This window comes from Lentzea indica (assembly GCF_012184385.1).
GTDB lineage: Bacteria > Actinomycetota > Actinomycetes > Mycobacteriales > Pseudonocardiaceae > Lentzea > Lentzea indica.
Map to the genome: position 1 here is coordinate 36,122 of NZ_VSRL01000003.1, position 18,565 is coordinate 54,686.

Consider the following 18,565-nt stretch of genomic DNA (forward strand, 5'->3'; position numbering starts at 1 on the left):
GGCACGCCGGTTGAGTTGGGCGGGGTGCGGCTGCGTAGGTGGGTTGCGTTTGGCGTGGGGTGGTCCCGTCACGAGTCGCACGGAGGCAGCCACACCCGAGGGGTCAGGTCAAGTCGACGAAAAGCGTGTCGACTTGACCTGACCCCTCGGGCGCGGCAGGACGCGTCGGTACGACTCGTGACGGGACCACCCCACCAGCTGGCTGTGTGAAAAGCGGCTCGGCTCCGCCTTCGCGGTTGAAGATCGCCATTACTGTCAGACCCGCTCAGTACGTTGGGTCGCGGGGGACACGAAATCCAAGGGGACCCTTGCGGGAGCGTGCCTAGCTGACCAGGGCTGCCGCCCCCACCAGTCCGGCCTCGCCGCCCAGCTCTGCCGCTCGCACTTCCAGCCCTGCCAGGTATGACAGTCCTGCGTGGGTCTTCAGGGTGCGGCGCACCGGCTCGAACAGCAGTTCACCGGCTTGCGCCACTCCGCCTCCGATGACCGCCAGCTCCAGGTCGCACACTGCGGCTGCTCCGGCGATGGCCATGCCGACTGCCTGACCAGCGCGTTCGAAGGCTTCCAGCGGGATCTTCTCCCCGGCCAGTGCTGCGGCGGCCAGGACGGCGGCGTCGGCTTCGTCTGGGGCCTGCCATCCGGCTCGGCGGGCCCAGGCCACCATTCGTGGGCCGCCTGCGACGGTTTCGGCGCAGCCGCGGCCTCCGCACGTGCAAGGGGCGCCGTCGGGTTCTACGACGATGTGGCCGATGTGGCCTGCGTTGCCGGTTCGGCCGCCGAACGGGCGGCCGTCCAGTACCAGGCCGCCGCCTACGCCGGTGGACACGACCAGGCCGACCATGAAACTGCTGCCTTGGCCTGCGCCGCGCCGGTGTTCGCCGAGGGCCATGCACACGCCGTCGCCTGCTAGCTCGACTCGTAGGCCGGGGAACAGGTCTGATACTGCGGAGCGCAGGGGAAAGGCTTGCCACGAGGGCACGTTGATCGGTGAGACGGTGCCGCGAATGGTGTCCACTGGGCCCGCCGAGGCGATTCCCACGGCCGACACGGGGTCGCCCTGGACCACCGACGACACGACTGAGACGACGGCGTCCCACGGGTCGGAGGCTGGTGTGGGTACCCGCGAGGAGCGCACCACGGAGCCGGAAGGGTCCACCAGGGCGGCGGCGATCTTGGTGCCGCCGAAGTCCAGTGCCAGCACCAGATCAGTCACGGTGACCCATGGTAACCAGCTACTTCTAGCCGGATCACCGGCGTGGTGCGGACCAGGTCGCCTGCCGCCACTCGGACTACGGCTGACCACGAGCCGGGATCGGCCCAGGCGGGGGCTGAGATGGTGAAGTCGAGTGAGGTTCGGCCTTGGGCCGGCAGCTTGGCGCCGATGCTGAACGGGGTGACGAGTTCCCACGTTTCGCGTGGTGACAGTACCCAGGCTTGGAGAGGCAGGTCTCCGTGTGCGCCGGAGGCCACGACCACGCGCAGTGGCGCGGATCCACCTGGAGGCACGGAGACCACCGAGGGTGAGGACGCCACCCACAGGACCTCGACGGGGTCTTCGAAGTCCCATTCCGGCACGGTCAGCAGCACGACGTCGTAGACCTCGAAGGGCAGGCCCTCCAAAGCGGCGCGCAGCGGGTAGCAGCCGGGAGTTCGTGGCGGCACGAGCCGCACCTCGGCTGACGTGTACCCGCCTGCGGGTAGTGAGACCGGCAGTGAGTCCCAGGAGGCCGACCAGCCGTCGGGGAGCGACAGCCTGACTACGCCCTCGAACTCCGGGCCGTCCGAGACCGCGACCACGCGCACGCGGGTCGGGCTGAGCATCTCCAGGTGCACGTTCGCGGCGAGTCCGCCCAACGGGGACGGTTCGAGCAGCCAGTAACGGGCGAACACCGGGGTCACTGTGGGCGAGACGGGGCCCAGCGGTGGTCCGGCCAACGACAGCTTTGGCGCCACGGAAGGCAAGGTGCCGACAGGAGGTGTGCGCGAGCCGAGCACTCCCACCAGCGGTGATGGGCCGAGGTGTTCGACCTCGTGCCACAACGTGAAAGTTGAGGAGCCGACCATCTTCTCGCCCACCTCGCTGTGCCAGACGGTCACCGGGCCGGTCAGGCGAGGAGCCTCCAGTGCCGGGCCGTCGACGGCGACCAGGGAGGCGATCGGGTCGTATGACAGGACGTAGTGGGTGGAGGCGATCTCTGTGCCGTAGCCGCGCTTCCAGCCGTGGTCGACGTTGTCCTCGACCAACGCATAGGTCCGCCACCCGCACGCCGGCACTTCTCGGGCCAGGAAGGTCACGGTCGAGCCGTCGACCAACGTCGGCAACGCGTCGCCCTCGAACTCCACGTGCACGTTCCTGGGGGAAGGCAGGTGCACGGAAACGATGTCGGTGCACGGTGAGGGCAACGGGTTCCAGGCGACCACGGACGAGTCCACAGTGGACGTCAGGGCCGCCAGCGATCGTGCGATGACGTCGGACCGCAGGTCGAACGCTTCGCGTGGGTGCGCTGCGGCAGCGCGCTCAAGAGCAGCGGTGGGGAAGGTCGCACCGGTCAGCCGGGCCGCGTGTGACGCGAACACCGCGGCCGGTGACTCGTCGAGAGGGGCGGGAGGCACTGGTACGGATCCGCGCACGTAGTAGTCGCGCGGCAGCGAGCACACGACTCGCGGCCAGGTGTAGCGGGTGCTCCAGTCGTGGTGGATCGCGGTCACCCACGGGTTGGGAGCGGAACGGGCGGTGCCGACGGGCAGCATCACGTGCGGTGCGGGGGCCGAAGACCGCAGTTCCAGGAAAGACGAGTAGACCGAACGCTCGGCCTCGGCCAAGGAAGAGACCGCCAACGGCGAACCGGGAGGCAGCGACGAGAGCAACGGCGACACACCGACCACATTGGACTCGGAGCCGACGGGCTCGACCCGTCCCTCGGAGATCAGCCGCAACAGCAGCGAGCGGTGTTGCGGGAACGTGTCCCAGTAGGGCTGCAGCAACTCCACCGACGTCACGGCGAACCGGTAGGCGGGATCGGTCAGCGCCAGGTCCAGGTGGGCCCGCAGCGCCTCGAACGGTGCGTCGCCGGCCACGTGACCGACGAGGTGCACTGTCCACCCCGGCGAGCCTACGACCAGCGAGAACGTGCATCTCTCCTCGCCGGACGCGGATCGCACCACGGCCTCGGCCGGGACCATCGCACCAGGTGAGTGCTCGGAGACGTCGACGGCGATCTCGTAGCCGAACGGGCCCATGACCAGCGAGCCGCCGTGCCGTGGCGAGTGCAGGCCGGGGCCGGACACGTGCGCGTGCACCGGTCCGGCCAACGCAGGTGAGCTCACCCGCACCACCTGGAGCAGCGCGGTCCGAGGCCCGACGAAGAGCTCGGTGGACTCGGCTGCGATCACCGAACGATCGCACCATCGTTCAGTACTGGACGAAATACCCCGATGGTGGCGTTATCTCTTGAGCATGCGGGTAAGGCCGGCTGCCACCGTCGTCGCCAGGATCCATCCGGTGACGATCAGGCCGGACGCGATCCACTGCGAGGCGCCCGGAGTCTGCCAGCGGTTCTTGTTGCCGAAGTCGACGATCGGCACCACCAGGTCGATGGTGTAGAGCCACGCGTTCCACGGCAGGTGGTCGTCGTCGTTGATGACCACCAACGGACCCTTGACCTGGAACCAGATGCTGCCGACGACCCACGCCGCGATCAGCCATCCCAGAGCGCGCGCCGGGCGGTAGCCGTAGCCGACCATCGAGCGCTGCAAGAAGCTCCACAGCAGCACGAGCGGGCCGAAGAACCTCATGCCCTCGGCGACCGCGCGGTACCGCAGGCGTTGCTTCTCGATCAGCACGGTCGAGGCGTGCTCCTCGTTGCCCGCCGCGGTCAGCATCTCGGCGAACTGGTCGTACGGGCGCGGGTGGTAGCTGCGGCGCATGGCCTGCCGGAGCCAGCGCAGCCGTTGCTCGACCTGGGCGTCGTCGCGCAGGTCGATCGGGTAGGCGAGCGAGTCGTAGCGGAAGTCGTCGAGGTCGATGAAACCCGTGGCGTTCCAGAACGTCTCGTTGTCGTCCAACGAGGTGCAGCGCGCCTGCCGCAGCGTCACCAGGCCCTTGGGCGGCGACACGACGTTGAGCATCAGCTCCTGGACCTGCATGCCCATGGCGTTCAACGCGTGGCTGTCGAGCTTGTAGCCGAGCACCGCGCCGTTGAAGTTCGCCATGCGGCCGATGATCGCGCGCCGGCACCGCACACCGCCGTGCGCGACGAACTCCTTCTCGCCGCGCGCGCAGATGAGGTCGCGGCCGATCGTGGCGCCACCGATGTCCAGCGACGGCTTCTCACGCGGCTGGTGGCGGTACGTGCCCGGCTTGATCAGGCGGCTGCCGCGCAGGTCGAGGTTCGCGCCGACGGTGATGCCGCGCAGCTCCAGGCCGCCGGAGATCTCCGACTCGCGCACCACGAAGTTGCTGCCGATCTGCGAACGGTTGGTCAGCAGGGCGTCCGCAGCCGGATTGTCCACAATGGCCCGTTCGATCGTGATGCTGCCGCGCACGTGGATGTCGACCATGCGCAGCTGGCCCTTGATCCGGATGCCTCGCCCGACGATGTCGCCGCCGATCTCCGCACCGTCGACGTGCAGCGCCCTTCCCGATCCGGTCGGGTCGGTGCCGACGGAAGGAGGTGATACGGCGTCCAGCACCGCGTCTGCCAGCGACAACGTGCCGCCGATGCGGGCGTTCACGGCGCGGACGGTGCCTGCGCTGGTGAAGCCGCGGTCCAGTTCCACGTCGCCGGACACGTCCACGCGGTCCAGGAACAGCGTCGCCGACGGGTCGGCGTGCGGATCTGTGGTGTCGTCGAAGGCGTTGCCGCGCGAGAGCATCGCGCCGCGCAACGACAGTGCCGAGCTGATCCGGGCATTTGCCAGGAACACCACGCCGTGCGAGGTGAACGCGCCGAGCAGGTTGCCGCCGACCTGCATGCCGTTGCCGTTCAACGTGAAGCCGTCCGGGTTCTCCAGCACCGCGCTGCCGAGGTTGACGTTGCCGCCGATGCGCGCACCCGCGAGCCGCATCTCGCCCTCGGTGTGGATGCCGAACCCGAGCAGCGCGCCGGCGACCGTCAGCCGGTCGCCGTGCACGCACAGCCCGCCGGGCACGCTGAACCTGCTGTCCCGCAACAGGACCGAGCCCGCGATCTCGGCGTCGGTCAGGTCCGCCAGCCCGGAGACGCGGCAGCCGCGCAGCGAAACGTCGTTGCTGCTGCTGAGATTGCGCGCCTCAAGACCAGGCAGGTCGCAGTCGGTGAACGAGATGCCGGCGAGGTTCGCCTGCCGCAGGTCCGGTGCCGCTTCGAACTGGCAGCGTTCGAACTCCAGCACGTACGGCACCTCGACCGCGCGCAGGTCCAGCACATCGGTGACCACGCGGTCCACCACGCGGATGACGGGCGGGGTGCTCGGCTTGCGCCGAGGCAACCTCCACCCGCCACCACCTGAGTTGTCGTTCTCCCCCAACAGTCCCCGCAGCACGTCCGCCGCGGCGACCTTCCCCCTCGCCACGAGCTAGACCGGGTCTTTCGGACCGTGGTGGGTCGGGTCGAGCACGCGGGCCAGGAACGACTGGGTGCGCTCCTCCTGAGGGTTGCCGATCACCTCGGCCGCCGGGCCCTCCTCGACGATGTAGCCGCCGTCCATGAAGATCACCTTGTCGGCGACCTCGCGGGCGAACTGCATCTCGTGGGTCACGACCAGCATCGTCATGCCCTCGTCGGCGAGCTGGCGCATCACGCCGAGCACGTCGCCGACGAGCTCGGGGTCGAGCGCCGAGGTCGGCTCGTCGAACAGCATCACCTCGGGGTCCATCGACAGCGCGCGGGCGATCGCCGCACGCTGCTGCTGCCCACCGGAGAGCTGCGCCGGCATCGCGGCGACCTTGTCACGCAGGCCGACGCGGTCCAGGTTGCGCAGCGCGACCTCGCGGGCCTGGCTCTCTGAGCGCTTGAGCACCTTGCGCTGGGCGACCATGAGGTTGTTCAGCACGTTGAGGTGGGAGAACAGGTTGAAGCCCTGGAAGACCATGCCGATCTTCGTGCGTGCCCGGTCGATGTCGACGTCCGGGTCGGTGAGGTCGGTGCCGTTGACGGTGATCTTGCCGCCGTTCGGCTCCTCCAGCAGGTTCACGCACCGCAGCAGCGTCGACTTGCCGGAGCCGGACGGCCCGATGATGCAGACGACGTCGCCGCGGTTGACGGTCAGATCGATGTTCTTGAGGACTTCCAGCGGGCCGAACGACTTCTTCAGCCCGATGATCTCGACACAGATGTCGCTCATACGACGGACACCTTCTTCCCGCCCGTGCGCTTCTCCAAGTACCGCGACAGGTAGCCGAGCGGCAGCGTGATGATCAGGTAACAGAGGCCCGCGATGAGGATCGGCGTCAGCGAAGGGCTGCGGCTCAGCGTCTCGCGGCCGAACTTCGTGAGCTCGTACTGCTCGCGGAACAGTCCGAGGATGTAGATGAGCGAGGAGTCCTTGGTCAGCAGGATCAGCTCGTTCGTCAGCGGCGGCAGGATGATCCGGAACGCCTGCGGGATCACGATCGTGATCATGGCGCGGCCGCTCGACATGCCCAGCGAACGGGCAGCCTCGACCTGGCCCTTCGGCACCGCCTGGAGGCCGGCGCGGATCGTCTCCGCCATGTACGCCGCTCCGACGCCACCGAGCGCCAGCATGACCGTGGTCAGCGGCGGGAACTGCATCTGGAACGCGATCGGCACGCCGTAGTAGATGCCGATGAACACAAGCAGCGCGGGCACACCGCGGAAGAACTCGATGTAGACGGTGGCGATCCAGCGGTACGGGCCGACCGTCGACAGCTTCATCAGCGCGAGCACGAGCCCCAGTGCGAGGCCGAACGCGAAGCCGAGCGCGGTGTAGATGATGGTGTTCTTCAACGCGACGGTGATCACGTTGGGGAACATCGAGGCGGCGATGTCGGTGTTGAAGAACGCTCGCCGGATCTGGCCCCAGTCGGCCAGGAATGCGACGAGAAGGACCACGACGATCAAGATGCCGTACTGCGCGTAGCGGATGTATTCCGCGCGCTTGCGCTTGGACATGGCCATTGCGGCTCCTAGCGGAGGTGGTTCGGACAAGCGGCGGGGCCGGCGCGTCGTGCTTGCACCGGCCCCGGAGAAGCGACTACTTCGACGTCGGCTTCTTGCCGAACCACTTCTCGTAGATCTTGTCGTACTCGCCGTTCTCCTTGGCCTTCTTCAGCACTTCGTTGATCTTCGTCAGCAGGGCGGTGTTGCCCTTCTTGACGCCGATGCCGTACTTCTCACCGGTGTCGAACTCGGTGGTGACCTCGGTTTCCGGGAACTCCTTGGCGTAGTCGTAGAGCACGCCGTTGTCGTTGATCACCGCGTCCACCGCGCCGGTGCGGACGGCGGTCTCGGACAGCGGGAGGTCCTCGAACTGCACGACGGTGTAGCCGTTGGCGGCCGCGTTGTCGTTGGCGTACTTCTCACCCGTGGTGTCCTGCTGGACGCCGAGCTTCTTGCCCTTGAGGTCGGCCAGGGACTTGAGGTTCGACCCCTTCTTGACCAGCAGCGCCTGCGAGGCGTCGAAGTACGGGTCCGAGAAGTCGATCGCCTGCTTGCGCTCGTCGGTGATCGTCATGCCCGCCGCGGCCAGGTCGCACTGGTTCGCGTTGAACGAGGTGCCCGAGGTGATCGTCTCGAACGGGGTGTCGAAGATCTGCTGGGTGACACCCAGGTCCTTGGCGACCAGGTCGACGAGGTCGACGTCGAAGCCGACCGTCTTGTCGCCCTCGCTGAACTGGAAGGGCTTGTAGGACAGGTGGGTGCAGGTGACGAGCTTGCCGCTCTGCACCAGCGGGACACCAGAGTTGCCAGAACCCTGGTTCACCGGAGTCGCGCAGCCCGAAGCTGCCATCACGGCCAGCCCCAATGCCGGGATCAGGGCCATCAACTGCCTGGTTCGACGAGCCACTGCGTCACTCCTCGTAACTGTTGCGGACGAGTGAACGGGATACTGCCACTCGGGTGACGTGCTGGACAGCACGTGCGTGTTACAGGCCACTCCAACGCAACAATTTTGTGTGAAATCGCCCGGCTAGACGCAAATCATTGTGCGAATTGGCCTAGATCACACAACGTATGCACGTATTGCACCCGAATGGTGACGACTCGCAACATCCCTTGATCAGGATTTGATCACGGAAGGGCTCGTTCACCGGGAACGGTCGGTCAACAAGCCCGCGACCAGCGCAGTCCACCCCGTCTGGTGGGTTGCGCCGAGGCCTTCGCCGGTGTCCCCGTCGAAGTACTCGCTGAAGGTGATGTGCTTGCGCCAAAGAGGTGACTCCGAGGCCTCGATCCGCTTGCCGTCCGAAGGCCTGCGCCCGTCGTGGTCGGGCAGGAACAACCCGACCAGCCGGTCGCTCAGCTCGTCCGCGACCTGGCCGGCGGTGACGTAGCGGCCGGAGTGCGTCGGCATCTCGACCTGGAACATGCCGTCGTGGAACGCGCAGACCGTGCGGAGCGCCTCCACGAGGAGAGCGTTGGTGGGCAGCCAGATCGGGCCGCGCCAGTTCGAGTTGCCGCCGAACATCGGCGTGTGCGACTCGCCGGGCTCGTAGCCCATCCGGTGGTCCTGACCGGCGACGTTGACCTCGAGGCCCTCGCGGTGGGCCGCACTGAGCGAGCGGATGCCGTGCGGCGAGAGGAACTCGTGCTCGTCGAGCATCCGGTGCAGCACGCGCTTGAGCTTGTGCTCGTCCAGCAACGACACGAACGCACCGCGCTCGTAGTGGAACGTGATGAACTGCCGCAGCTCCGGCCGGCGCTTGAGCAGATGCTCCAGCCGTCTCGTGAACCCGTGCAGCTCGCCGAGCACCCACGGTTCCAGAACCGCACTGGCCAGCAGCGGGATCAGGCCGACCATCGACCGCACACGGACCGGCTCGGACTCCACCGAACCGTCAGGGCGCCGGCGCGAGACCCGGTCGTAGCAAAAGCCGTCCTCGTCGTGCCAGATGCCGCCGCCGTGCGACCCGAAGTGCGTGAACGCCTCCGCGATCGACAGGAAGTGCTCGACGAACTTCGTCGCAACGTCCTCATAGGACTCGTCGTCACGCGCCAGCTCCAGCGCGATCTGCATGAGGTGCAGGCTGTACGCGGCCATCCACGACGTGGCGTCGGACTGCTCCAGCCGCCACTCGCCCAGCATCGGCTCGGACCTGTTGACCGGCCCGATGTTGTCCATGCCGAGGAACCCGCCCTCGAACAGGTAGCTGCCGTCGGCGTCCTTGCGGTTGACCCACCAGGAGAAGTTCAGCAGCAGCTTGTGGAAGATCTTCGCGAGGAACTGCCGGTCCCAGCTGCCGTCCGCGCGGTAGACCTGCAGCGCCGCCCACGCGTGCACGGGCGGGTTGACGTCGCCGAACTCCCACTCGTAGGCGGGAATCTGGCCGTTCGGATGCATCATCCACTCGCGGCAGAACAGCAGCAGCTGCTCCTTCGCGAACGCCGGGTCGACCAGCGTGAACGGGATGGTGTGGAACGCGAGGTCCCACGCCGCGAACCACGGGTACTCCCACTCGTCCGGCATGGAGATCACGTCAGCCACGTCGAGGTGCCGCCAGTGCACGTTGCGCGCCTCGGGCGTGCGCCTGCTCGACGGTGCCTCGGGCTTGGTCGGGTCTCCGTCGAGCCAGTCGCGCGTGCGGAACCGGTAGTGCTGCTTGGTCCACATCAACCCGGCGAGCGCGCGCCGCAGCACGTTCTTCTCCTCCGGACCTGCGTTGGGCGCGATGCCGTCGTGGAACTCGTCGGCTTCCAGCTTGCGGGCCTGCATGGTCTCGTCGAAGCTCGGCCCGAACGGGTCCAGATGTCCGTCGCCGCCGACGAGCCTCAACCGGACGGTCACGGTCTCACCGGGTTCGACCGGGTCGAACGAGTACCAGGCAGCGAACTTCGTGCCCGCCGCACCCGCGTCGTCCGGCCCGACCACCTGGCACGTGCTGGTCGACCCGTGCACGACGTAGTTGCAGATGCCGTCCTTGGTCCACGGCGACGGGTTGCGCTCGGCACCGAAGAGCGACATCTCGTTGCTCTCGTTGTCCGTCATGAGCATCGACGGCGCGTCGTCCAGATGCAGCGTGTACCGGCCGAGGTTCCCGTGGTCGGCGGTGACCTTGCGTCCGGTAGTGGTGCTCGCAACGAGTTGGCACGGCCGTTGGTCGCGGCCCCAGGCCCAGGTGTTGCGGAACCACAACTGCGGGAGGAGGTGCAGCGGCGCGTCCTCAGGCCCGTGGTTGGTCGCCTTGATCTCGACGCAGATGTCGTCGGTGTCGGCCTTGGCGTAGGTGACCTGGACGTCGAAGAACCGGTTCTCGTCGAGCACCCCGGTGTCGGAGAGCTCGGGCTCGCGGTTCTCCCGTCCCGCGTTCCGCGCCATCTCCCTGAGCTGGCCGTACGGGAACTCCTTCTGCGGATAGCGGTAGAGCACCTGCATCCACGAGTGGGTGGGCGTCCCGTCGGTCACCCACCAGTGCTCCTTGACGTCCTCACCGTGGTTGCCCTCGTCGTTGGTGAGGCCGAAGTACCGCTCCTTGAGGATCGGGTCGTTGCCGTTCCACAGCGCCACAGCCAGGTTGAGGAACCCGTGCACGTCGCAGATGCCCGCGATGCCGTCCTCACCCCACCGGTACGCGCGGGCACGGGCGTGGTCGAACGGGAACGACGCCCACGCGTCACCCTCGGGCGAGTAGTCCTCGCGGACCGTGCCCCACTGGCGACCCGAGAGGTACGGCCCCCACCGCCGCCACGGCGAAGTCGGGTTCCCCGACTCCGCGAGACGCGCCCGTTCCGCTTGTTCGCCCATCGCCCCAGTGTGGGACACGGGATCCGACGGCCGGTTGCGCCCGGGTCAGGTCTGAGTCATTCCTCACTAAACCCTCGGTCGATTCACGCTTGGATGTGACCTGAACGGCGCATTTCGGTTGCTTTCGAACCCGGTCAAGATTCCTCGGGTGACCCGCGACGACAGCGAGGATGCGGTCTTCGCCCGCGCCGTGACCGCCGCACTGGAGCCGGCCCGGGCCCGAGTGCCGCTGCAACGGGACCCCGTCCTGCTGCGGCACACCGTCGAGGTGGCCAAGCCGTGGGTGATGGCGCAGGCGCAGTCAGAGCGGCGCAACTACGTCGACCGCAAGGTGAAGGTCGCGGCCGGTGAGGTCGGCTGGGCGGCGCGCCGGCCGGAGCTGTGGCGGTGGGTGTTCGTCGTGGTGATCCCGACGATCACGTGGCCGTTCGTGCCGTGGGCAGGCAACCGGGACCTGCTGGCCCTCGCGGGCGGCGCGGTGTTCTTCCTGCTCATGTCCTTGGTGATGGTCGCGGTGTCGTCCGCGGGAGCGACGGGCCGCAGGATCGGCAGGGGCTGGGCGATCGCGGGCATGGGCGTCGCGCCCTGGCTGGTCGGGACGGTGTTCCTCACGTCGATCGGCGGGTCGATCTGGTGGACGTTGGCACTGGTCGTGGTCTTCACGGGCATCGCGGGTGCGGTGCAGACCGCCGTGGAGACCGTGCTGCCGACCCCGGCGATCACGGCCGCGACCGCTGCGGCTGATCAGGCCTTCGAAGAGTGGTGCGCGGCCGTGCTGGAGCAGGGCGTGTTGCCGGTCCTCCGCACTGAGCTGCGCAGCAACCAGGCCGTACCCGGTGTGGAGCTGAGGTACCGCGACGCGGCCGGCCTGCAGAAGGGTGGCTCGTTGATCAGCCACCAGCCGGTGCCGGCTGGACGGAGACTGGCCGAGCTGGTGCGCACCCTGGCCGGGGGCAGTTTCGCTCTCGCCGGTCCGCGCGGGGCCGGCAAGACCAGCCTGCTGGACGCGTTCTGCCAGGGCGCCTATCGCGAACCCGAGGAGTCGCTCGACCTCGCGATCGTGGTCGCGGCACCGGTGGACTACGTCCCGCGGGAGTTCGTGCTGCACCTGTATGCGCGCACTTGCCGGGCGGTGCTCTGGTACGTGGCGTCGGTCGATCCACGTGCGGTGAAGGCGGCTCGTCGGCGCGACCGGTGGTGGCGTCCACTGCCCGACGAGGCGGTGTTGCTGGTGCGATCTGCTCAGCAGGGGCTGCAGGACGTCGCCTACGTGCAGACGCGCAGTGGTGAGGCGAGCGGCAAGTTCGGGTTCCGCGGCGCCGAACTCAGTTTCAAGCGCGGCGTCAGCCTGGCCGGTCGGGCGGCGACGTTCCCCGAGCTGGTCGACGACTTCCGCGGCTTCGTGTGGGACGCGGCGAGAGCCCTGGCGCCCACTCGCGTGGTGATCGCCATCGACGAGATGGACCGCATCGGCGCCGGAGAGTCCGCCCGCCGGTTCCTCAACGAGATCAAAGCGATCTTCGACGTGCCCGGCTGCTACTACCTGATGTCCGTCTCCACCGAGGCCCAGCACGACTTCGAGATGGCCGGCATGGGTCTGCGCAGCGTCTTCGACAGCTCGTTCGACGAGGTCGTGCGGGTCGACTACCTCGACTTCGACCTGGCCAGAAGCCTGATCAGCAGGTCGGTCGAGGAGCTGCCGGACGCGTTCGTGGCGCTGGCCTACGCGTTCTCCGGCGGGCTGGCCCGGCAGCTCACCAGATCAGCCCGCGCGATCGTGCGGCAGAAGCAGGGGACGCTGCTGGCCGCGGTCACCGAGGAGCTGATCGCCGACGAGCTCGATCGGGTGTGCAAGACGACAGGGGACGCACTCACCGCGCTGGACGACCACGACGCCGTGAACTCCCTGCTTCGCGTGCTCGCGGATCCCGTGCCCGAACTGCACGACTACCGCAAGGCGATCCAGGCCGCGTACGAGGGTGAGGACGCCGCGATCCGCAACCTGCGCGACCTCGCGGCGGCACGGATCGAGTTCCTGGCCGTCGTGCGGGACTACTTCACCGACGAGCTGACCGAGGCGCTCCCCGCGGAGGTCAACGCGCTGGCGAGAGCGCGGAGGTACGCGGGGAGCAACCCGGCGACGGGCCTGGCGTTGCTGGAGGAGTTCAGCTCTGTGTGGAGTGTGCGTCCAGCACCAGAGCCACGGCCTCGGTGATCCGAGCCGCGTGCGCCAGGTGCAGCCACTCGTCCGGCACGTGGCAGTTGGAGTCCGGCCCGACCGCACCGGTCACCAGGAACTGAGCGTCCGGGTACGCCTCGTGCAGCAGCCCCATGAACGGGATCGAGCCGCCCAGCGACACTGTCCGCCACGGCGAGCCGAAGATCTCCTTGCCCGCATCGTCCAAAACAGCTGACAGCCATGGCGCCAGCTCCGGCGCGTTCCAGCCGTCAGCGGCCTCGACGCGTGAGAGCTCGACCGTCGCGTTGTACGGCACGTCGGTGGTCAGGCGCTCCTGGACCGCAGCCAAAGCGGCCGAGGACGAGGCCGTCGGCGGCAGCCTGAACGAGAGCACCAGCGAGGTGAACGGCCTCAGCACGTTGCCCGCGTCGTCCGGCGACGGCAGGCCGTCCGCTCCCGTGACCGACAGCGTGGGGCGCCAGCCGGTGCCGAGCGCCTGCTCGACCTCGTCGGACGACATCGGCTGCAGGTCGCCGACCCGCGGCACGGGACCCCACAGTGCACCCGGCGCGGCCTCGACGGCCTCGCGGACCTCGGACATGCGGTGTGACGGGATGTCGACGTGCATCTCCGGGATGAGGATCTCGCCGGTCGCGGAGTCCTCGATCCGGTCCAGCAACATGCGCGCGATGCGGAACGACGACGGCACCATGCCGGAGGCCATGCCCGAGTGCAGGCCGCCCTCCAGCACGCGCACGGTCATCGTGACCTGCACCAACCCGCGCAGCGACGTGGTCAGCCACATGCGCTCGTAGTCCGAGCCGCCGGAGTCCAGGCACACGACCAGCGACACGCGGCCCAGCCGCGGAGACAGGTGCTCCAAGTACGCGGGCAGATCGGGCGAACCCGACTCCTCGCCGGTCTCCAGCAGCACGACGCAACGGCCGTGCGAGCCGCCGGCCGCGCGGACGGCCTCGATCGCGGCGATGGCGGCATATCCGGAGTAACCGTCATCGGCCGCGCCACGGCCGTAGAGACGTCCGTCACGCAGAACCGGGGTCCACGGACCGAGCCCTTCGCTCCAGTTCGCCACCGGCGGTTGCTTGTCGAGGTGTCCGTAAAGCAACACCGTGTCGTCGCCCGAGTTACCGAACGCGGGCACGTCGACCACGAGAAGTGGCGTGCGTCCCGCCAGTTGGACGACGTCCAGCGTGACGTCCGGCAGTGAGCGCGAGGCGATCCACGCGCGCACGTGCTCGATCGCCGCGGCCAGTTCGCCGTGCTCTTCCCAGGCGGGATCGAACGCGGGCGAGATCGCCGGGACGGCGACGAGCTGAGACAGGCTCGGGACGATGTCGTCGTCCCAGAGCGTCCTGACGGTGCTGGTCACAACTGAGCGGTCCACCTCTCGATCCTGTCACGACTCCGCCTCTGCTCGCGTCCCTAGGCTCTTCCCAGGAGGCGTGCGACGAAGTTAACGATCGGTAACCGGGACAATGACGTCCGGTAATCGGACGGCCTAGTCGGAGGGCAAAAGGTCGAACCTCCGACTGTTGTCGCTGATCAGAACGTTGACTCGTGTGTTACGAAGTGGGACGGGTCTCACCAACACGGGTGGGGCCGTGTCAGGATGTGGTCGTAAGCCACCGTCACCGTCGACGGCTGCCTCCGGCCCCACAGGGTTGGCGGCGACCGCCGGCGTCGCCGCACGAGATCGTCACGAGCGATCAGGCGGTCGGAGAAGACAGAGGAGAAGGCGCATGTCGTCCCCTGAGCAATGGACGCACCCTGAGCCGGACGCAGCGCCGGCCGCCACTGCCGCAAAACCGACAGCGGAACAGGTGATCGCAGGCTTGCGAGCAACAGACGAGGGCGGCGCCGACCTGGTGCAGCTCCTCACCCCCGAGGGTGAGCGGGTGTCGCACCCCGACTTCGACATCGACATCTCGGCGGAGGAGCTGCGCGGCCTGTACCGCGACATGGTCCTGATCCGCCGGGTCGACCGCGAGGCGAACGCGTTGCAGCGCAAGGGCCAGCTCGGCATCTGGGTGCCGCTGCTCGGCCAGGAGGCTGCGCAGATCGGCGCCGGCCGCGCGATGCGTCCGACCGACATGGCGTTCCCGAGCTACCGCGAGCACGGCATCGCGTGGACCCGCGGCATCAACCCGACGGAGCTGCTGGGCATCTTCCGCGGCACCGACCAGGGCACGTGGGACCCGGTCGAGAAGCGCTTCCACCCGTACACGATCGTCATCGGCAACCAGGTCCTCAACGCGGCCGGGTACGCGATGGGCCAGAAGTTCGACGGCAAGGTCGGCGACGACGACGGCGAAGCCACCATGTGCTTCTTCGGCGATGGCGCGACCTCGCAGGGTGACGTGCACGAGGGCTTCGTCTGGGCGGCCGTGTACGACGCGCCGCTGGTCTTCTTCTGCCAGAACAACCAGTGGGCCATCTCCGAGCCCACCGAGCGCCAGTCGCGCCTGCCGCTGTACCAGCGCGCCCGCGGCTACGGCTTCCCCGGCATCCGCGTCGACGGCAACGACGTGCTGGCCACGCTTGCCGTCACGCGCTGGGCGCTGGAGGAGTGCCGCCACGGCAACGGCCCGATCCTGATCGAGGCGTTCACCTACCGGATGGACGCGCACACCACCTCCGACGACCCGACCCGCTACCGGCTGTCGGACGAGCTGGAGCTGTGGAAGCTCAAGGACCCGATCGAGCGGGTCAAGGTCTACCTGGTCAAGCAGCAGTGGGCGGACCAGGCGTTCTTCGCCGAGGTCGAGGCCGACGCCGACGCGCTGGGCGAGGAGCTGCGCGAGTTCTGCACGAACATGCCGGACCCGCCGGCCGAACGGATCTTCAGCAACGTGTACGCGGAGGGGAACCCCAACCTCGAAGCGCAGCGCGACGAATTCCTCGACTACGTCTCGGGTTTTGCTGGAGGTGAGCACTGATGGCTGCTCCGACCATGGATCGTTCCACGACCGCTGCCCCGGCCACCCCGGTGCAGACGCTCACGATCTCCAAGGCGCTCAACATGGGCCTGCGGGCGGCCATGGAGGCCAACCCCAAGGTCATCATGATGGGCGAGGACATCGGCAAGCTCGGCGGTGTCTTCCGGATCACCGATGGTCTGCAGAAGGACTTCGGTGAGCAGCGCGTGCTCGACACGCCGCTCGCGGAGTCCGGCATCATCGGCACGGCCGTCGGCCTCGCGATCCGCGGCTACCGCCCGGTCTGCGAGATCCAGTTCGACGGCTTCATCTTCCCCGGCTTCGACCAGATCGTGTCGCAGGTCGCGAAGCTGCACTACCGCACGCAGGGCAAGATCAAGATGCCCATCGTGATCCGCGTGCCGTTCGGTGGCGGCATCGGTGCCGTCGAGCACCACTCGGAGTCGCCCGAGTCGTACTTCGCGCACACCGCCGGCCTCAAGGTCGTCTCGTGCTCGAACCCTGCCGACGCGTACTGGATGATCCAGCAGGCGATCGACTGCGACGACCCGGTGCTGTTCTTCGAGCCCAAGCGCCGTTACTACGAGAAGGGCGAGTCGACACCACGGCCCAGCCGGGCCCGCTGTTCCAGTCGCGGGTTCTGCGCACCGGCACGGACGCGACGTTGGTCGCGTACGGCCCGATGGTGCGCACTGCCATCGACGCTGCCAACGCGGCCGCGGAGGACGGGACCTCGCTGGAGGTCATCGACCTGCGCACGCTGTCGCCGCTGGACCTGGCGCCCGTGTTCGAGTCGGTGCGCCGCACCGGCCGTCTGGTCGTCGTGTCCGAGGCGCCGTCCGAGTCCTCGATCGCCAGCGAGATTGCAGCCAAGGTCCAGCAGGAGTGCTTCTACTCGCTGCAGGCACCGGTGCTGCGGGTGACCGGCTTCGACACCCCGTACCCGCCGTCGAAGCTCGAGGAGGAGTTCCTCCCCGACCTCGACCGGGTGCTGCACGCCGTCGACCGCTCTCTCGCCTGGTAAGGGGAACTCCGGAAATGCCGCAGTACAAGCAATTCCCCCTGCCGGACACGGCTGAGGGGCTGACAGAGGCCGAGATCCTCACCTGGCACGTCAAGCCGGGTGACACCGTCACGGTCAACCAGATCATCGTCGAGATCGAGACGGCCAAGGCCGCCGTCGAGCTGCCGTGCCCGTGGGCCGGCGTGGTGACCGAGCTGCTCGCGGAGCCCGGTCAGACCGTCGAGGTGGGCGTCCCGATCATCACGATCGACACCGACCCCGGTGGCGCGGCCGCACCTGCTCCCGTCACCCCGGCCGCTGCCGAGTCCAACGGCACCTCGTCCGGCAAGATCGGCGAGGAGATGCCGGGCGGGCGCATCGCGACGCTCGTCGGCTACGGCCCGAAGTCCGGTGCCGCCAAGCGCCGTGCGCGCAAGGACGCTCCGGCCGTCGCCAAGGCCGCCGCGGCTTCGATCACGCCGGCCGCTCCGGTCGTGCGGGCTCAGGAACCCGTTGCGGCGCCTGTCGCTGCGCCGGCTCCGGTGCAGGCGCCGGGTGGTTACGTGCCGCTGGCCAAGCCGCCGGTCCGCAAGCTGGCCAAGGACCTCGGCGTCGACCTGTACGCGCTCACGGGCTCCGGCCCGGACGGCGTGATCACGCGCGAGGACGTCGAAAGCGCCGTCTCCGCACCGGCTCCCGCCGCCGCTGCCCCGTCCTTTGTGGACAACGGCAGCCGCGAGCGCAGGGTGCCGATCAAGGGCGTCCGCAAGGCGACCGCGCAGGCGATGGTGGACAGCGCGTTCACCGCGCCGCACGTCACCGAGTTCCTGACGGTTGACGTGACGCCGATGATGGACCTGCGCGCGCGCCTGAAGAACGCGCCGGAGTTCCGTGGCGTGAAGCTGACGCCGCTGGCGTTCTGCGCCAAGGCGGTCATCCTCGCCGCGCGCCGCACGCCCGACGTCAACGCGACGTGGGACGCCGCCGCGAACGAGATCGTCTACAAGGACTACGTCCACCTGGGCATCGCGGCCGCCACGCCGCGCGGCCTGGTGGTCCCGAAGGTCCGCGACGCCGACCGGATGTCGTTGAAGGAACTGGCGATCGCGCTCGACGAGCTCGCCACCGTCGCCCGTGACGGCAAGACCGCCCCTGCCGACATGATGAACGGCACCATCACGATCACCAACGTCGGCGTCTTCGGCGTCGACACCGGCACGCCGATCCTCAACCCCGGCGAGTCCGCGATTCTCGCCCTGGGCGCGATCCGCGACATGCCGTGGGTGGTCGACGGCGAGATCAAGATTCGCAAGATCTGCCAGCTCGCGCTCTCCTTCGACCACCGCGTGGTCGACGGTCAGCAGGGCTCGCAGTTCCTGGCCGACGTCGGCGCGTTGCTCGCCGAGCCCGGCATCGCGATGACCTACTGAGGCAGCTCGGTATGTGAGGGCCCGCGGACGTCTGTCCGCGGGCCCTTTCGTTCGACGCATGTGTGTCAACGCTCGAACTGAGGGGACGCACACA

General features: G+C 68.3%; 11 protein-coding genes and 1 pseudogene. 4 read left to right on the forward strand and 8 right to left on the reverse strand.

The window, feature by feature from the left end:
* Window positions 1–322: 322 nt before the first annotated feature.
* The 7 genes from FXN61_RS01470 to FXN61_RS01495 form a co-directional block, all read right to left on the reverse strand.
* Complete coding sequence (locus FXN61_RS01470) at window positions 323–1,213, reverse strand: ROK family protein (protein ID WP_312877486.1); 891 nt, start codon at window positions 1,211–1,213, stop codon at window positions 323–325.
* Window positions 1,210–3,393, reverse strand: coding sequence for an NEW3 domain-containing protein (locus FXN61_RS51380; RefSeq protein WP_246290552.1), 2,184 nt, complete (start codon window positions 3,391–3,393; stop codon window positions 1,210–1,212). Before FXN61_RS51380 ends, FXN61_RS01470 begins: the two co-directional genes overlap by 4 nt.
* Window positions 3,394–3,444: 51 nt before the next feature.
* Entirely contained in the window at window positions 3,445–5,553 is a 2,109-nt protein-coding gene (locus FXN61_RS01475) for a pentapeptide repeat-containing protein (protein ID WP_167969473.1), read from the reverse strand.
* A 3-nt stretch (window positions 5,554–5,556) separates the two neighbouring features.
* Complete coding sequence (locus FXN61_RS01480) at window positions 5,557–6,324, reverse strand: amino acid ABC transporter ATP-binding protein (protein WP_167969474.1); 768 nt, start codon at window positions 6,322–6,324, stop codon at window positions 5,557–5,559.
* Window positions 6,321–7,118, reverse strand: coding sequence for an amino acid ABC transporter permease (locus FXN61_RS01485; protein ID WP_167969475.1), 798 nt, complete (start codon window positions 7,116–7,118; stop codon window positions 6,321–6,323). The genes FXN61_RS01480 and FXN61_RS01485 overlap by 4 nt, the downstream gene beginning before the upstream one ends.
* 76 nt (window positions 7,119–7,194) lie before the next feature.
* Complete coding sequence (locus tag FXN61_RS01490; protein ID WP_167969476.1) at window positions 7,195–8,007, reverse strand: basic amino acid ABC transporter substrate-binding protein; 813 nt, start codon at window positions 8,005–8,007, stop codon at window positions 7,195–7,197.
* Window positions 8,008–8,247: 240 nt separating this feature from the next.
* On the reverse strand, window positions 8,248–10,902 hold the full coding sequence (locus FXN61_RS01495) for an MGH1-like glycoside hydrolase domain-containing protein (protein ID WP_167969477.1): 2,655 nt from the start codon (window positions 10,900–10,902) through the stop codon (window positions 8,248–8,250).
* Between the two features lie 148 nt (window positions 10,903–11,050).
* Here FXN61_RS01495 and FXN61_RS01500 point away from each other — a divergent pair, with 148 nt between their 5' ends.
* A complete protein-coding gene (locus tag FXN61_RS01500) occupies window positions 11,051–13,117 on the forward strand; it encodes a hypothetical protein (RefSeq protein ID WP_167969479.1) in 2,067 nt (688 codons plus the stop codon).
* Here the strand turns inward: FXN61_RS01500 and FXN61_RS01505 are convergent.
* Complete coding sequence (locus FXN61_RS01505; RefSeq protein WP_167969480.1) at window positions 13,068–14,486, reverse strand: M20/M25/M40 family metallo-hydrolase; 1,419 nt, start codon at window positions 14,484–14,486, stop codon at window positions 13,068–13,070. The two genes, FXN61_RS01500 and FXN61_RS01505, sit on opposite strands and share 50 nt — an antisense overlap.
* A gap of 355 nt (window positions 14,487–14,841) precedes the next feature.
* Here FXN61_RS01505 and pdhA point away from each other — a divergent pair, with 355 nt between their 5' ends.
* The 3 genes and pseudogenes from pdhA to FXN61_RS01520 all read left to right on the forward strand — a co-directional run bounded on the left by pdhA (window position 14,842) and on the right by FXN61_RS01520 (window position 18,471).
* Complete coding sequence (gene pdhA / locus FXN61_RS01510) at window positions 14,842–16,038, forward strand: pyruvate dehydrogenase (acetyl-transferring) E1 component subunit alpha (protein ID WP_167969481.1); 1,197 nt, start codon at window positions 14,842–14,844, stop codon at window positions 16,036–16,038.
* Window positions 16,038–17,062 (forward strand): annotated as a pseudogene (locus FXN61_RS01515) (alpha-ketoacid dehydrogenase subunit beta). The gene pdhA and the pseudogene FXN61_RS01515 overlap by 1 nt, the downstream one beginning before the upstream one ends.
* Before the next feature lie 14 nt (window positions 17,063–17,076).
* Window positions 17,077–18,471 carry a dihydrolipoamide acetyltransferase family protein gene (locus FXN61_RS01520; RefSeq protein WP_167969482.1) on the forward strand — a complete coding sequence of 465 codons (1,395 nt, stop codon included), beginning with the start codon at window positions 17,077–17,079 and terminating at the stop codon, window positions 18,469–18,471.
* Window positions 18,472–18,565: the final 94 nt, after the last annotated feature.

What these genes read in the sequence shown, in the direction of transcription:
- FXN61_RS01480 (WP_167969474.1), bottom strand. Translation starts at nt 6,324, where the DNA reads ATGAGCGACATCTGTGTCGAGATCATCGGGCTGAAGAAGTCGTTCGGC.
- FXN61_RS01485 (WP_167969475.1), bottom strand. Translation starts at nt 7,118, where the DNA reads ATGGCCATGTCCAAGCGCAAGCGCGCGGAATACATCCGCTACGCGCAG.
- FXN61_RS01495 (WP_167969477.1), bottom strand. Translation starts at nt 10,902, where the DNA reads ATGGGCGAACAAGCGGAACGGGCGCGTCTCGCGGAGTCGGGGAACCCG.
- pdhA (WP_167969481.1), top strand. Translation starts at nt 14,842, where the DNA reads ATGTCGTCCCCTGAGCAATGGACGCACCCTGAGCCGGACGCAGCGCCG.
- FXN61_RS01520 (WP_167969482.1), top strand. Translation starts at nt 17,077, where the DNA reads ATGCCGCAGTACAAGCAATTCCCCCTGCCGGACACGGCTGAGGGGCTG.